We start from the raw sequence: 15,556 nt of genomic DNA, 5'->3' as shown, positions 1-15,556 counted from the left end.
CTCATTCAGACTCAGAACACCTGCTTAATTCCGAGCCTCTATTCATAATGGTGTGATGCGGGATCACGATTGTAGTCTATGCCTTGCCCGGCTGTACCTTTTGGACGTTTGACCGGCATCAAGATGAATTGCGCGAATGCCCATGCGGGCGGACGCACCCCGGATGATTCCGCCCGGCGCGGGGGTTCGCGGCCGCATAGAATTGTCACACTTTGGTTACAATTCGGATGGACTGTCCGCTGGCGGATCCCCGTGCTTTTCCGCTATAATGCGGTTAGGACAGGGACATGGAACCCGCCGAAACCCCATTACGTCGGGAGTGTGCGCAAGTGACGGTCACCAATGTGTCGGATATATCCGCCGATCTGTTCATCCTTGGCGTTATTTTTATCCTGCTGATTTTCTCGCTGCTCAGCCTCGGCATTCTCCGCATGTTCCAGCAGCGGTTCCGCGCGGGATGGATTTCGTTTGGCGGGGCCGTGATCAGCGCGGTTGTTTTCTTCCTGATCCTCGATCGCTGGTACGTCTGAATGTCGAAAACGCCATGCCGCCCCCGTCAGACCGGAGCGCACGTTCCGGACGGCGGGGGTTTTCATCTTGAACGCATCCCCGGGCGTCGATTTTGGGCGGGGGGCGCAACCAATCCGGTCCGTCCGCGTCTATAACAGTGTCTATCGAAACAAAAAAGAATGCCGGCTTGAGAAGGAGAAGAAGCATGAGATCGAAACCATTCAAAATTGCAATTGTCCTGTTAACCGTTATCGCATTGATCATTCCATTCGCAACTGCCCGTGCCGATTCGTCGTCAGCCGGGGGATTCAACGTGCTGCAGCTGGCGAAGGACAGCGACATCATGCTGTTCAACGGCGAGGAAATCCGGGCCGCGCAGCCGGTCACGTACAAGGACGGCGCGGCGTATATTCCGCTGAACGGCATCGCTTCGGTGTACGGCTTCACGCTGTACTTTGATGCGAAGACGAAGGAAGCGGTGGCGAAGTCGAACGTCCTGGAACTGAGATTCAAGGCCGACAGCCCGTTCATCAAGGTCAACGGATCGGCCGTGAAAGGCCCCGGACCGGTATTCGCCCAGGAGGGCTACATGATGGTGCCGCTCAGAATGTGGGCGGACCTGACGGACAGCCGCATCAACGTGTCCGGCCGGCAGATTACGCTCAGCTGGAGCATCGCCGTGCCGTCCGCCGCGTTCGAGATCGAAGCCGATGACGAAATCCACGCCGGGCAGACGGTCGTCTTCTACAAGGATTTGGCGAGCCATCCGAACGGACTGCCCATCGTGCAGGACGTCTGGGAAGGGCGTTATGACGTGTTTCCCGAAGCCGGATGGTACACCGTCACGCGCCGGGTGATGGATGCGGCCGGCAACTGGAGCGAACCATACTCGGTTACCGTTGAAGTTCTGCCGCCGAACCTTCCGCCTGTCGCGGATTTCAGGACCGACAAGGAGACCTACCGGATCGGCGAGCACATCGAGTACCGTGATCTCAGCGCGGACGACGAAGACGCGATCGTGCGCCGCACCTGGGTCGGCAACGAGCCGGTCTTCTTCGAATCCGGCGAGAAGCTGGTCGAATTGGAAGTGGAAGACAAGCACGGACTCACGCACCGGGTGTCGAAATTCATCACGGTTACGGATGAAGTGCTGTACACGAAGGAAGAGTACGACAAGCTGTTCACCGATATCGGTGGCAAATACGCATTGTCGGGTTCCGAGGTGCTCGGCTACACGCCGGTGGAGTACACGTTCAAAAGGGAAAACGTGCGGCTCGTGAGGAGCAACAGCCCGGAAGTGCTGCGCGAGACCGGCATCGCCTACGACACGATCCAGACCGGCAAAACGCGGTTCCTGATCTACAACCAGAACGCGATGTCTTACAACGTCAATGTGTATCTCGTCGCCACAAACTTCAACGGAACGGCCGTTGACATCTCGATCGGCGCCCATGGCGCCGGCGGCCCGGACCCGTACTCGACGAACGCGGGCAAGATGTCGACGCTTCGCTATCTGGATGCGGTGAACCGGGGCGTCCAGGCCGGTACGCTTCGCCTGCGGCCGAAGGAATCGGCCGTCCTGCTCGCTGACAAACTGTCCGCCGTGCCGATCAAGCCGAACCAGATTTTCTCCGCCTACGCGGACATTACGTCGAACGATTACGTCCGGTATCGCGTGGTGATCGTGCCGCAAGGCGTCGATCCGCTGCAGGAGCTCGAGAAGCTGCCGATGCTGCCGCGCGACGGCGTCCATGTGCGCGGCTCGTTCGACTACACCGACCGCAGCATCACGATCGAGGAGCAGCTGGGCCAGACGAAGCAGCGCCTCATGTTCGGCGACAACAAGTATGACCCGAACCTGTGGGGCATTGACGACGGCACGGGCAAAAACGAGCTCAACGTCGGGAACTACGGCGTGCTCTACCGGATGAAGGTGAACGTCGCGCCGCGCACGCTGATTTCGCTCAACGCGCGGGGCGGCCACTATACGGGCGCGTTCATCGTGGGCGGCCGCGTCGTCGAAGTGACGAAGGGCAGCATCCTGAAGAACCAGGACGAAGCGTGCGTGCTGTATCGGAGCGGCAACCGCGCCGAGACGGTCGAGATCGTGTTCACGCCGGCTTCCGGCAGCAATCTGCCGATCGCCCTCATGTTCGAGCCGCTGCCGGAAGAGCGGACGTAAGGCGCGGCGAGGTCCGCGGGTTTGACGCTAACCACGTTTTCAGGCATGATGGAAGGTAAGAAAAACGGCTTGCGCCGTACGCCTGACAAGGCGCATCCGTTTTGCGCAAAAAGACAAGATCGATTGATAAACGCCAGGCTTATAAATTCTTGTCTTTGAACAAACCTTCCGGAGGTCAGATCATTGGATACGGATGACATCATTCGGATGATGGCGAGCCAGGGATTGCGCATTACGGACCAGCGGCGGACGCTGGCCAGGCTGTTCGCCGACACGCCCGGTTATCTGTCGCCGAAGGACGTCTATGACTATATGGGCCGCTTCTATTCGGGCCTCAGCTTCGACACCGTCTACCGCAACCTGCGGCTGCTCGACGAGCTGGGCGTGCTCGAACAGGTCGTCTTCGAGGACGGCGTGAAGTTCAAGCTGCATTGCCGCGAGCACGACCATCACCATCATCTGATCTGTCTGCAATGCGGCAAGACGTACCCGCTGACCCATTGTCCGATGGAAGCGACGGACGTTCCCGATGATTTCGTCATCGTGAAGCACAAGTTTGAAGTGTTCGGCTACTGCGGCGACTGCGCGGGCGCCGAGACGGCGGCCGGAAACCGCTGACGGCGGGAGGGTCGGACATGCGAACGCTGCTGAAGGCGGGCATCGTCTTCTACCGCCGCTTCATCTCGCCGCTCAAGCCGCCGACCTGCCGCTTCCATCCGACGTGTTCCGAGTACGCACTCGAAGCGATCGAAGTGCACGGCGCGCTGCGCGGCAGCTGGCTGGCGATCAAGCGCATCCTGCGCTGTCATCCGTTCCATCCGGGCGGCATCGATCCCGTGCCGCCGCCGGGGAAGCCGCCGGCTTGACAAGAAGTGCCGCGATCCGTTAGGATAATGAGCAATCCTTTCCATACCCTTTCCGATGAAGGGATGAGTACGGAGATGCCGCCCATTCCAGAGAGCCGGGGGGCTGCGAACCGGCATGGCGCGGGCTTCGGAAGATGGTCCCGGAGGATTCCGCTTCGAGCGGCGCCGGCTTGAGTCAGCCGGAGGCGGGCCGCAAGGGGCGGACGTGCCCCGCGTTAAGGGAACAGTCTGCGGATGCAGGCGAAAGCGAGCTTCCGGCTGAAATTTCAGGTCGGCCGGGAGGAAATTGGGTGGTACCACGTGAGCGAAGCTCTCGTCCCATGTCGGGCGGGGGCTTTTTTGCATGCATGAGGAAGTTCATGACAGGAGGCAAATGGAATGGCGAACGCGGACAAAACGTTCTATTTGACGACACCGATCTATTACCCCAGCGACAAATTGCATATCGGCCACGCGTACACGACCGTGGCGGGCGACGCGATGGCGCGATACAAGCGGCTGCGCGGCTACCGCGTCCATTTCCTGACGGGAACGGACGAGCACGGGCAGAAGATCGAGCGCCGCGCGCGGGAGCGCGGCATGGAGCCGAAGCCGTTCGTCGACGGCATCGTGGCCGGCATCCAGGAGCTGTGGCGGAAGCTGGACATTTCGTACGACGACTTCATCCGCACGACCGAAGACCGGCACAAGCGGGTGGTCGAGAAAATTTTCGCCCGGCTGGTCGAGCAGGGAGACATCTACAAGGGCGAGTACGAAGGCTGGTACTGTACGCCGTGCGAGTCATTCTTCCTCGAGCGGCAGCTCGTGAACGGCAATTGTCCGGACTGCGGGCGGCCCGTCGAGCTGCTCAAGGAGGAGTGCTACTTCTTCCGGCTGGGCAAATATGTCGACCGGCTCCTGCAGTATTACGAGGAAAACCCGGACTTCATTCAGCCGGAGTCGCGCCGGAACGAGATGATCAACAACTTCATCAAGCCGGGGCTGGAAGATCTGGCCGTCTCGCGGACGACGTTCGACTGGGGCATCAGGGTGCCGGGCGATCCGAAGCACGTCATCTATGTCTGGATCGACGCGCTGACGAACTATATTACGGCGCTCGGCTACGGGTCGGACGACGATTCGCTGTTCAAGACGTTCTGGCCGGCGGATGTCCATCTTGTCGGGAAGGAGATCGTCCGCTTCCATACGATCTACTGGCCGATCATGCTGATGGCGCTTGATCTCCCGCTGCCGAAGAAGGTGTTCGGCCATGGCTGGTTCCAGACGAAGGAAGGGAAGATGTCGAAGTCGAAGGGCAACGTCATCGATCCGGTCGTGCTGATCGAGCGCTACGGGCTCGATGCGCTGCGCTACTGGCTGCTCCGGGATACGCCGTTCGGCTCGGATGGCGTGTTCACGCCGGAAAGCTTCGTCGAACGGACGAACTTCGACCTGGCGAACGACCTCGGCAACCTGCTGAACCGGACCGTCGCGATGATGGAGAAATATACCGGAGGCGTCGTGCCGGCGTACGAGGGGCATGTGACGGCCTACGACGCCTCGCTCGAAGCGGCTGCGCGGGAGGCGATCGAGGCCATGGAGGCGGCGATGGAGAAGATGGAGTTCTCCGTCGCGCTCGCGGCGATCTGGCAGTTCATCGGCCGGACGAACAAATACATCGACGAGACGCAGCCGTGGCTGCTCGCGAAGGACGAGGCTTCGGCGCCGCAGCTGAAGTCGGTGCTGTACCATCTGGCCGAGTCGCTGCGCATCATCTCGATTCTGATCCAGCCGTTCCTGACGCGCGCGCCGAAGGAGATGTGGCGGCAGCTCGGCATCGAGCAGGGGCCGCTGACCGAATGGGATACGGTCAGAACGTTCGGCACGCTGCCCGCCGGCACGCGGGTCGTCAAGGGCGATCCGCTCTTCCCGCGGCTCGATGTCGAAGCGGAGGTGCACTATATCGCTTCCGCGATTACCGGCAAACCGGCGGCTTCGGCGGCGCAGGCCGAAAATGCGAGTGCCAAGGGCGAGCCGGCAGGCGGCGGGGAGAAGACTTCGTCCGGCAAGCCGGAAATTGTGATCGACGATTTCGCGAAGGTGGAGCTGCGCGTGGCGCAGGTCATCGCCGCCGAGCCGGTCAAAGGCGCCGACAAGCTGCTCAAGCTGCAGCTTGACCTCGGTTCCGAACAGCGCCAGGTCGTGTCCGGCATTGCCCAGCATTACAAGCCGGAAGCGCTCGTCGGCCGCAAAGTCGTCTGCGTGACGAATCTGAAGCCCGTGAAGCTGCGCGGCGAATTGTCGCAAGGCATGATCCTGGCCGCTTCCGAAGGCGGCCGACTGGCGGTCGTGGAAGTGCCGCAGGATATGCCGAACGGCGCTGTTGTAAAATAATGCAAGGTTGGCAAGCAGGCTGCATCCGGCCGTCCTGTCACGGCTGACAGCCTGCTTGCTGCGTATTGACAGCCTGCGGGCGGGCGGATATACTGAGACCGTAATAGTAACGATTACGATTAAGAGAAAAGACCGGGTAGCCGCATGTCGGCAACCTGGTCTGGATGGGAGTGGTTGGAAACATGCATGATGCCGGAAGACGCAGTGTGAAGCGCAAGCGGTATGCCTTGGCGTCCGCCTTGCTGGCGGCGGCGATGCTGCTGGCCGGCTGCGGCGGAGCAGGCGGAGCCGGAGGAAGCGGCGGGAGCGCGGGCGGCGGCGAAAGCGGAGGAAACGGCGGAAGAGGCCTTTCGGATGGCGGGAAACCCGGCGTCGTGACGAGTTTTTACCCGCTGTTTTTCCTCGCTTCCGAAATCGGCGGGGATCGGGTCGACGTCTCGAATCTCGTGCCGGCGGGCGTGGAGCCGCATGACTGGACGCCGAAGAGCCGCGATCTGGTCAACATCTCGCGGGCCGATCTGTTCCTGTACAGCGGCGCCGGCTTCGAAGGATGGACGGACGAGCTGCTCGAAGGCATCGAATCGGACAGCGGCGTGATGATCGTGGAGGCGAGCGAAGGGATCGAGCTGATTCCGCTCGATCCGGAAGCCGAAGCGCACGAGCATGAGGACGAGCATGATCACGGGCACGACGGGTCCGTCGACCCGCATGTCTGGGTCAGCCCGAAATCGATGCTTCGGATGGCGCAGAACGTGCGGGATGCGCTCGCCGCGGTTGATCCGGCGAACGCGGCCGTCTATGAGGAGCACTATGGAACGCTGGCCGGCCGCCTTGAGGCGCTCGACGAAGCGTATGAGCGGGAGCTGTCCGGCCTGCCGCGGCGGGACATCGTTGTCTCCCATCAGGCGTTCGCCTACCTGTGCCGCGATTACGGGCTGAACCAGATCGCCGTGATGGGCCTCACGCCGGAAGCGGAGCCGAAGGCGCAGGACCTGAAGCGGATCGTCAATTTCGTGAAGGGAAGCGGCATCCGGTACATTTTCTTCGAGGAGCTTGTCTCGGACCGGCTCGCGCGGACGCTTGCGAACGAAGCGGGCGCCGAGACGCTGGTGCTGAACCCCGTCGAAGGGCTGACGCCCGAGCAGGAAGCTAATGGCGACGATTATGTGACGATTATGGAAATGAATTTGCAAAATCTGAAGAAGGCTTTACAATGAATCTTGAAACAGCCGGCCGTCCAGGCCGGCCTCGCATTCGGAAGAAGGTGACGCGCCGTGCCGACCGGACGGATTCCGGAGGGCCCCGGCTGCCATCAGCCGGTCATTGAACTGTCGGATGTCTCGTTCGCCTATGAGCGGCGTCCGATTATCGAACATCTCCATTTCACCGTGCGGGAGCGGGATTTCGCGCTGCTCGCCGGGCCGAACGGGGCGGGCAAGACGACGCTGCTCAAGCTGATCGTCGGGCTGCTCGAACCGAACGGCGGCGAAGTCCGGCTGTTCGGCGAACCTGCCCGGCGCTTCCGGCAGCGGGAGCGGATCGGCTATGTGCCGCAGAAGAACGCGTTCAATCCGTTGTTTCCCGCGACGGTGCGGGAAGTCGTCCTGTCCGGCATGTACGGGCGGCACAAGCTGTTCCGTCGCCTGACGAAAGCGGATTATCAGAAGGTGGATGACGCGATGCAGGCCCTCGGGATTGAAGATCTGGCCGGCAAGCGGATCGGCATGCTGTCCGGCGGGCAGCAGCAGCGGGTTTTCCTCGCGCGCGCCCTGGTGAACAGCCCGGCGCTGCTCATCCTCGACGAGCCGACGGTCGGCATCGACGCGGAGACGCAGGACAGCTTCTATCATTTGATCCGGCACATGCATCAGCATCACAACATCACGTTTCTGATGGTGTCGCACGACCGGGAGCGATTCCGTTCCTATCTGGATGATGCGCCCGCGGCGGAAGCGGGCAGACTGAAATTCTATGTCCGCCACTCGCACGACCGGGAAGACTGCGTCGAGACGGATCTGACCCACAGCTTGCGCGAATACCGCCGCGCTGCGGAAGAACCGGCGCTCGTCCGCTGACCGGTCCGATACAGGGAGGATGCCCCAACAACGTGGAACTACTCACCATGGATTTCTTTCAGCGCGCGCTGATCGGCGGCGCGCTCATCGCGGCCGCCGGCCCGCTGCTCGGGCTGTTTCTCGTGCTGCGCCGGCTCTCGATGATCGGCGACACGCTTTCGCACGTGTCGGTGGCCGGCGTGGCGGCCGGCTACCTGCTCGGGCTCGGCTCGCCCGCTGCGGGCGGCATGGCCGCGGCGCTGCTGGCGACGCTCGCCATCGAGCGTCTGCGCAAAGCGTACAAGACGTACGCCGAACTGTCGATCGCGATCATGATGGCGGGCGGCATCGCGCTCGCTTCGCTGCTGTTCTCGCTGGACCGGGGATTCGGCGTCAACATCACGAGCTATCTGTTCGGCAGCATCTACACGCTGGACACCGCGGATCTGATCTGGATCGCCGCCGTGACGATTCTCGTGCTGGCTGCGGTCCTCTTGCAGTACAAGGAATGGTTCCTGATGACGTTCGACGAGGACGCCGCCGCGGTGGGCGGGCTGCCGACCCGGACGCTGAACCTGATCATGAGCGTGCTGACCGCCCTCGTCATCAGCGTCTCGATCAAGATCGTCGGCGCGCTGCTCGTCTCCGCGCTGCTGACGATTCCCGCCGCGTGCGGCCTGCTCGCCGCGCGCAGCTTCCGGCAGTCGGTGCTGCTTGCGGTCGGCATCGCCGAAGCGGCGGTGCTCGCCGGTCTGCTCGCCGCGGGCTACTGGAACCTCGCGCCCGGGGGGACGGTCGTGCTGCTGCTGATCGCCGTCCTGCTGGCGCAGCTTGTCATCAAACGAAGGCTCAGTCTGTAAGTATTTACAAGGAGGCTCACCCGCCATGGACCTGAACGTCTGGATCGCGCTGGGCGCCGGCTTCGCGTCGTTCATTTCACCGTGCTGCCTGCCGCTGTATCCGTCCTATCTGTCCTATATCACCGGCATTTCGGTAAGCGATCTGAGGGCCGGCGCCCATACGCGCCAGATGCGGGTCAAGATGGCGTCGCACACGCTGTTCTTCCTGCTCGGTTTCTCGCTGCTCTTCTATACGCTCGGATACGGCGTCAACGCGTTTGCCGATTTCTTCCGCGACAACCAGCAGCTCATCCGGCAAATTTCCGCGCTGCTCGTCATCCTGATGGGTTTGATTCTCGCCGGCGTCTTGCAACCGAAGTTTCTCATGCAGGAGCGGAAACTGAAACTCGGTGGTCCGAAGGCCGGCTACCTCGGCTCGTTCATCTTCGGCATCGGCTTCTCCATGGGCTGGTCGCCGTGCGCCGGGCCGATTCTGGGAGCGATCCTCGGGCTGCAGGCTTCTTCGCCGGGCTCCTGGTTCGCGATGACGACCGCGTACGCAATCGGGTTCGCCATTCCGTTCTTCATCCTCGCGTTCTTCCTCGGATCTGCGCGGGCGCTGCTCAAGTATTCGAACGCGGTGATGAAGACCGGGGGCGTGCTGCTCGTCGTGCTCGGCATCCTGCTGTTCACGGATCAAATGACGCTCATCACCGTTTATCTGAACAGCATCACGCCGGATTGGCTCAAGGCCAATTTCTGATCCGGACGGCGGCAGGCGGATGACGGACGGTGGCGCATCCCGGTGCGATATGGTACAATGATTATTCGTCCAATACCGTCAGCTTAAGCCGCGGGCGAGTGCGACGGGGAATCAAGGAGGTTGCCGATGGCCACGCCGAGCATGGAAGATTATCTGGAGCGCATCTATCGACTGATCGACGAGAAAGGCTACGCCCGCGTTTCCGACATCGCGGAAGGTCTAGACGTCCATCCGTCGTCCGTCACGAAGATGATCCAGAAACTCGACAAGGACGATTATCTGGTGTACGAGAAATATCGCGGTCTCGTCCTGACGGCCAAAGGCAAGCGGATCGGCAAGCGGCTCGTCGACCGCCACAAGCTGCTCGAGACGTTTCTGGAGCTGATCGGCGTCCGGGAAGAGAACATCTACCAGGACGTGGAAGGCATTGAACATCACCTGAGCTGGGACTCGATCACCTGCATCGAGACGCTCGTCGAATATTTCAAGCGCGATCCGAAGCGGCTGGAAGAGCTGGCCGCCGTAAGACGCGAACTGGAAAACGAATGACCGCATGCGACAAAGCGACCCGCCGACGATCCATCGTCAGCGGGTCGCTTTGCGCATGCGGCGGTTTCAGTGGTATCTCGGCCTGTCCTCGTCATCGTCCCGGCCGCCTTCGATCACCTTGAACGGCGCGGATTTGCGCCGGGACGCGGCGCCGGTCTTCCGCCGTTCGCGCGCGGACGGCCGCGGCGGCCGGTACTCCCGCCGGCTGCGGCCGGGCGGAAACTTGTAGAGCAGGAACACGATGCCGAAGACGACGGCGGGGATGATGAGATCGATCGGCCTGTCAATCAGCATTGCGACGAGGCCGATCGCGGCAAGCGTCAGCAGGATGGCCGACACCGGGGTGAGTCTCCTGCGCATGGGCGTTCCCCCTTCAACTTCACGCATTGACAGCAGCTTGTCCCGGCTGTTCCGAGATCTGGGCGTCAAGCTCGCGCATCCGGTTGAACGATGCAATCGAGACCGCGACCTGATCGTCCGTCGGTTCCTTCGTCGTCAGCAGCTGCAGCCACAACCCGGGATAACCGAGATAGCGGAGCACGGGAATGTCGCGCACCGCGTTCGTCAGCCGCAGCACCTCGTAGGAGACGCCGAGCACGACGGGCAGCAACAGAATGCGGATGTAGATTCTTTCCCAGATGCTGTTCCATTCGAAGAACGGCATGGAATAGAGAATGACGCCGACGATGACCGACAGCACGATGAAGCTGCTGCCGCACCGGTAGTGCAGGCGCGTATATTTCTGCACGTTCTGTACGGTGAGCTCCTCGCCGGCCTCGTAGCAGCTGATCACCTTGTGCTCCGCGCCGTGATACTGGAACAGGCGTTTGATGAGCGGCGTGAACGAGATCGCGTACAGATAGCCGAGCAGGAAAAGGATTTTGATCAGGCCTTCGATCAGGTTGTGCAGTACGATGTTGTCGAACGATTTGCCGAACAGCAGCTCTTCGACGGCGGCGGGCACGACCGTGAAGGCCAGCTTGCCGAGCGCGAACGAAATGACGCCCGCGACCGCGACGCCGAAGATCATCGACAGGCTCCAGACCGACTCCTTCTTCCCGTCCTCGGCTTTCGTCTCCGCGCCTTCTTCGCCGGCTTCGTCTTCCGCATACTGCTCGATCGAGAAATTGAGGTGTTGCGAGCCCTTGGCGCTGGAGTCAATGAGTCCGACGATGCCCCGGATGAACGGAATCCTGAGCAGCGCCTTGACCCACGGCTTCGTCGTTTTCGGCACTTCGTAGAATACGATTTCGTCGTTTTTCCGGCGGACCGCCGTCACGTTCACATGCTTGCCGGAGAACATGACGCCTTCAATCACGGCCTGGCCGCCGTACAGGGCGGGTTTGTCTTGTGGCAAAGCGCGTTCCACCTTTCCTGATGCCGAATCCGTTAGTGGCATGCAGCATCATTGTACTTGATTCGGGCCGCAATTGCCAACGTCCCGCGAGCGGCGCGGGGCTAGAATGGAAGCACGGATGGCAAGGCATAATATCCATCGCGCGCAAGACGTCTGGAAAGGAGGGTCCGCCCGTGTCAGGCATCTGGCATGAAGCCCTAAGCCGCAGGCGCAAGGGCGGGACGAACGCGTGGGCGCACGCGGCCTCCACCGGCTTCTGGGCCGGCCTGATCTGGGGGCTGTTCCATTGGCTGTGCGAGCTGCTCAAATTCACCTCCGTGCACGCGGGGTATTGGATCGAGCCGTTTTTCCTGCGGGATTTCCTCGTATCGCCGCTTGGACATGCGGCCGGCATCGGATCGTTCATCCTGTTCTCCGTCATCGCGGCGCTTCTGTACCGGGCGCTCTTCATCCGGTTCCGCGGCCCGTGGGCGGGCATCGTCTACGGCACGGCCTGGTGGGCCGCCATCTTCACGGCGGTCGGGCCGTTCGCCGGGATGACGGAGCCGCTGAACCGGATCGGCTGGAACACGATCTGGACGGAATGGAGCATCCATATGCTGTGGGGACTGTTCATCGGCTACACGATCGCCTTCGAATTTCATGACTCGGCGCACGGCGAACCCGCGACGGCGGGGTGAATGCGGAAAGCCCGGGCGGGAAGGGGCCCGGACTTTCATTTGACGATTGCAATGATAATGATTATCATTCTTGTTAGTGGTGAAGCTTGGCCGCAGGGTGAGCGACCGAATGGAATGGAATCATTTGCTGAAAGTATGGAACCAGTCCTATATCCGGTTGGTCGGCGTCGATTTCCGCAGGTTGGACCGTCTCGCGCCGCCGGAACCCGTCTTGCTGCGGGCGAACCGGTTCATCGTCCACATGCGGGGCCGGGCCGTCCATCGCGTCGGCGATCGGGAATTCCACGCGGACGGGTGCTGCGTGATCCACGCGGGCAGGGGGCAGGCGGTCCATTGCCGGCTGCTTTCCGACGCGGTGGAAATCTGCGGGATCGACTATCAGTGCTGGCCCGCGTTCCCGTACCGGCAGCCGGACGGGGAAATGCCGGACGCCGCGGTCACGTTCGGTTTTCCGCCGCCGAATCCGCTCGCGATCCAGGAGCAGGTGGCAGAGATCCTGAAGGGATGGAGCGACAGGGAACGGCCCATGGTCGCGGGCCTGAACCTGAAGGGGCGGCTGTACCAATTGTTCCACGAAATCATCGAGCAGGCGGAGAGCCACGCCCGGGGAAGCGGGCAGTCCGTCGCCGACCGGATCATCCGCTATATCGAATTGCACCACCACGAGCCGATCAGCGTCGCCGGAATCGCGGAGCGGTTCCATTACAGCGAGCGGCATCTGGCGAAGCTGATCAAGCGCAGGACGGGGTACACGCCGCTCGAATTTCTGACGCGGTGCAGGATCGAGCACGCGAAGCGGCTGCTGCGCACGACGGAATCGTCCGTGAAGGAGATCGCCGAGCGTGTCGGGTACGCCGACATGTTCTATTTCATGCGCCTGTTCAAGCGGCTGACCGGCATGCCGCCGAACCGATACCGGCTCATGGCGCGCGCGATGCCGGACGCCGATCATCCCGTCGCGGAACATCCGGGCGCGGAGCGTCCGATTGCCGCGCATCCATATGCGAATCGTCCATATGACGGGTCCGATTCGGACATTGACCCTGCCGCCTCCATCGACTATCCTCTTGATGGAAATGAGAATCATTATCAGAGATCCACAATCGAAGGAGCAAGGGAAGAAGACATGCTGAACCTAGGCAAAGCGAAGGGCAAACTGGCGGCGCTCGGGCTGGCCGCCCTGCTCGGCGCCTGCTCTTCGGGGCAGACGGACGGCGGCGGAAGCGGGACCGAACCGGCGGCCGCCAATCCGGCGAACGGGGCGCAGACATCGGTCGGGGCGCAATCGTCCGACGCGGCGCAATCGTCGGGCGGGATGCGAACGGAAGCGGAAGCCGCGGCGTTCCCGCGCACGTTCGTCGACGACACCGGCAAGGAGATCATGATCGAAAAGCAGCCGGAGCGGATCGCCGTCGGCCATTTCGCCGAGATGGAATATTTCTTCGCGCTCGACGTGCCGCCCGTGGCGTCCCCGCTGGCAGCGGAAATTCTGCGGGAGTTCAGGGTCACGATCGGCGATTACGCCGCGAACGCGGATGTGGCCGATCTCGGCGACGTCGTGTCGCCGGATCTGGAGAAGCTGCTGGAGGTTGAGCCGGACCTCATTATCGGCACGCTCGGGCTCCATGAGGAAGTGTACGACCAGTTGAACGCGATCGCGCCCGTCGTCATGTTCGAAAGCGCCGGCGAATGGGACGACCGGCTCCGGGAATACGCCGCGCTGATCGGCAAGGAGGACAAGGCCGAAAGCTACATCGCCGAATTGAAGCAGGCGATGCGGGACGCGAACCGGAAACTGGAGCCGTACCGCGGCGAGACGACGGCGCTGCTCAGGATCGCCGGGCCGCAGCAGTTCGGGGCGATGGGGACGAAACCGTACAAGTTCTACTACGAAGTCGAGGACGGGCTCGGGCTCACGGCTCCCGAAGGCTATCCGGAAACCTGGCAGGTGGTGAGCCTGGAAGGGCTCGCCGGGATGGACCCTGATCATCTCGTCATCTTCGAGTACACGTCGGAGTATGAGGCCAAGATCGCGGAGTTCGAAAAGAACGGCGTCTGGAACAGCCTGAAGGCCGTGAAGAACGGCAACGTCCATTTCATCGACATCGCCGCGGCGACGAACGGGCCGTTCGCAATCCGCCACGCGATCGCCGAGCTCGTCAGGAGCTTCACGTCGTGAGGCCGGGCGTCATGGGCAGAGGCAAAAGCGTCGGCGCGGGCCCGTACCGCATGCCGGCCTGGACGGAAAAAGGCGAACGCATCCGGCGTCTGTTCGAAGCCTGTGCGGAGCAGGGATGGTTCAACGGCAGGCTGCTCGTCGCCAAGGACGGCGAGCCGATCGCCGACGTGACCGCGGGCTGGGCGGACCGGTACCGCCGGCGCCGCCTGACCGCGGACACGATGTTCAACGTCGCGTCGGTCGGCAAGACGTTCACGGCGGCGGCCGTCCTGCTGCTCGTCCAGGAAGGCCGGCTTCGTCTGGACGAGCCGATCGACCGCTGGTTTCCCGAACTTCCCTGGCGGGGCGCCGCGATCCGCCAATTGCTTGCCCATACGTCGGGCATTCCGAACTATATCCCGCTCGTGCGCAAGGGTCTGATCGAAACGCCGAAGGAGCGAACCGTCCAGGCGGACAACGCCGGCCTGCTAAGGAACATTTGCGAGGCGCAGCCGGAGCCGGATTTTCCGCCGGGGGAGAGAAACTGCTACAGCAACACCGGCTACATGCTGCTTGCGATGCTGATCGAGAAAGTCGCGGACGTCCCGTTCCACGATTTTCTCGAGCGGCGCATCTTCCGCCCGTGCGGCTTTGCGCGGCTGACCGAATGCCGGCATTCCGATCGCGCGGAGCGGCTAGCCGACTATGCGGTCGGACACTGGATAAGGGAAGACGGGGAAGCCGTCCCGCCCCATACGGTGCCGGGCTGGGAGTTCGTCTGGTACCTCGACGCGATCCAGGGCGACGGCAACGTCCACGCCTCGGCCGCCGAGCTGCTGCGCTGGGACCGGGTGCTCCGGACGGAGGAGCTGCTCGGCCGCGCCGCGCTCGGGGAGGCGTACCGGCCGGCGCGGCTTAACGACGGATCGTCCGCCAGGAACGGGCTCGGCTGGTTCGTCGCGGACGATTCGCGGCGGGGAAGGAAGGTGTCGCACGCCGGCTACTGGCCCGGATACAGCGCCGAATTCGACCGCTGGCTGGACCGGGACATCGTCGTCATTTACATGAGCAACGAGGAGCGGGAAGGAAGCCACGAGCTCAGAAACCGCATGATGCGGGAGACCGAGCGAATCTTGTTCGAAGCGTGAAGCGCGAAGGCCCGGGCCGTCCGCCCGGGCCTTCGAGCCGTTTACGCCCCGCCGCCGCCGGTGTCCGCTTCTCAAAA

15 protein-coding genes are annotated in these 15,556 nt (G+C 62.4%); 13 read left to right on the top strand and 2 right to left on the bottom strand.

All coding sequences use genetic code 11. The annotated features are described in order from the left end of the window. Window positions 1-287: 287 nt before the first annotated feature. The 10 genes from THECO_RS09780 (at window position 288) to mntR (ending at window position 10,136) form a co-directional block, all read left to right on the top strand. Window positions 288-530, top strand: a complete 243-nt coding sequence (locus tag THECO_RS09780) for a hypothetical protein (protein WP_015254876.1) — start codon at window positions 288-290, stop codon at window positions 528-530. Window positions 531-715: 185 nt separating this feature from the next. Next, window positions 716-2,692 carry a copper amine oxidase N-terminal domain-containing protein gene (locus THECO_RS09775; protein ID WP_015254875.1) on the top strand — a complete coding sequence of 659 codons (1,977 nt, stop codon included), beginning with the start codon at window positions 716-718 and terminating at the stop codon, window positions 2,690-2,692. Between the two features lie 207 nt (window positions 2,693-2,899). Then, the gene (locus tag THECO_RS09770) at window positions 2,900-3,310 is read left to right on the top strand and encodes a Fur family transcriptional regulator (protein ID WP_041854359.1); all 411 of its coding nucleotides are present in this window, start codon (window positions 2,900-2,902) and stop codon (window positions 3,308-3,310) included. Between the two features lie 17 nt (window positions 3,311-3,327). Further along, entirely contained in the window at window positions 3,328-3,558 is a 231-nt protein-coding gene (yidD, locus tag THECO_RS09765; protein ID WP_015254873.1) for a membrane protein insertion efficiency factor YidD, read from the top strand. A gap of 378 nt (window positions 3,559-3,936) precedes the next feature. Beyond that, the gene (metG, locus tag THECO_RS09760) at window positions 3,937-5,931 is read left to right on the top strand and encodes a methionine--tRNA ligase (RefSeq protein ID WP_015254872.1); all 1,995 of its coding nucleotides are present in this window, start codon (window positions 3,937-3,939) and stop codon (window positions 5,929-5,931) included. A 182-nt stretch (window positions 5,932-6,113) separates the two neighbouring features. Continuing rightward, on the top strand, window positions 6,114-7,148 hold the full coding sequence (locus THECO_RS09755) for a metal ABC transporter solute-binding protein, Zn/Mn family (protein WP_015254871.1): 1,035 nt from the start codon (window positions 6,114-6,116) through the stop codon (window positions 7,146-7,148). Window positions 7,149-7,205: 57 nt separating this feature from the next. Further along, a complete protein-coding gene (locus tag THECO_RS09750; protein ID WP_015254870.1) occupies window positions 7,206-8,006 on the top strand; it encodes a metal ABC transporter ATP-binding protein in 801 nt (266 codons plus the stop codon). A 32-nt stretch (window positions 8,007-8,038) separates the two neighbouring features. Next, a complete protein-coding gene (locus tag THECO_RS09745) occupies window positions 8,039-8,845 on the top strand; it encodes a metal ABC transporter permease (RefSeq protein ID WP_041853871.1) in 807 nt (268 codons plus the stop codon). Window positions 8,846-8,870: 25 nt separating this feature from the next. Beyond that, window positions 8,871-9,587, top strand: a complete 717-nt coding sequence (locus THECO_RS09740; RefSeq protein WP_015254868.1) for a cytochrome c biogenesis CcdA family protein — start codon at window positions 8,871-8,873, stop codon at window positions 9,585-9,587. Window positions 9,588-9,713: 126 nt separating this feature from the next. Beyond that, a complete protein-coding gene (gene mntR / locus THECO_RS09735) occupies window positions 9,714-10,136 on the top strand; it encodes a transcriptional regulator MntR (protein ID WP_015254867.1) in 423 nt (140 codons plus the stop codon). Between the two features lie 66 nt (window positions 10,137-10,202). On the opposite strand, the gene THECO_RS09730 is transcribed toward mntR, so the two are convergent. Both THECO_RS09730 and THECO_RS09725 read right to left on the bottom strand, forming a co-directional pair. Next, window positions 10,203-10,496: a hypothetical protein gene (locus THECO_RS09730; RefSeq protein ID WP_015254866.1), complete on the bottom strand. Its 294-nt coding sequence runs from the start codon at window positions 10,494-10,496 to the stop codon at window positions 10,203-10,205. Between the two features lie 19 nt (window positions 10,497-10,515). Then, a complete protein-coding gene (locus tag THECO_RS09725) occupies window positions 10,516-11,493 on the bottom strand; it encodes a DUF1385 domain-containing protein (protein WP_015254865.1) in 978 nt (325 codons plus the stop codon). Between the two features lie 173 nt (window positions 11,494-11,666). Here THECO_RS09725 and THECO_RS09720 point away from each other — a divergent pair, with 173 nt between their 5' ends. The 3 genes from THECO_RS09720 to THECO_RS09710 all read left to right on the top strand — a co-directional run bounded on the left by THECO_RS09720 (window position 11,667) and on the right by THECO_RS09710 (window position 15,479). Continuing rightward, a complete protein-coding gene (locus THECO_RS09720) occupies window positions 11,667-12,173 on the top strand; it encodes a YqhR family membrane protein (protein ID WP_015254864.1) in 507 nt (168 codons plus the stop codon). A 109-nt stretch (window positions 12,174-12,282) separates the two neighbouring features. Next, entirely contained in the window at window positions 12,283-14,352 is a 2,070-nt protein-coding gene (locus THECO_RS20550; protein WP_015254863.1) for an AraC family transcriptional regulator, read from the top strand. Next, window positions 14,349-15,479, top strand: a complete 1,131-nt coding sequence (locus THECO_RS09710) for a serine hydrolase domain-containing protein (RefSeq protein WP_015254862.1) — start codon at window positions 14,349-14,351, stop codon at window positions 15,477-15,479. The genes THECO_RS20550 and THECO_RS09710 overlap by 4 nt, the downstream gene beginning before the upstream one ends. The last annotated feature ends 77 nt before the right edge of the window (window positions 15,480-15,556 follow it).

The organism is Thermobacillus composti KWC4 (assembly GCF_000227705.2).
Taxonomy (GTDB): Bacteria; Bacillota; Bacilli; order Paenibacillales; family Paenibacillaceae; genus Thermobacillus; species Thermobacillus xylanilyticus.
Note: the sequence above shows the minus strand (reverse complement) of the source record. Positions and strands in the feature narration are given on the sequence as shown.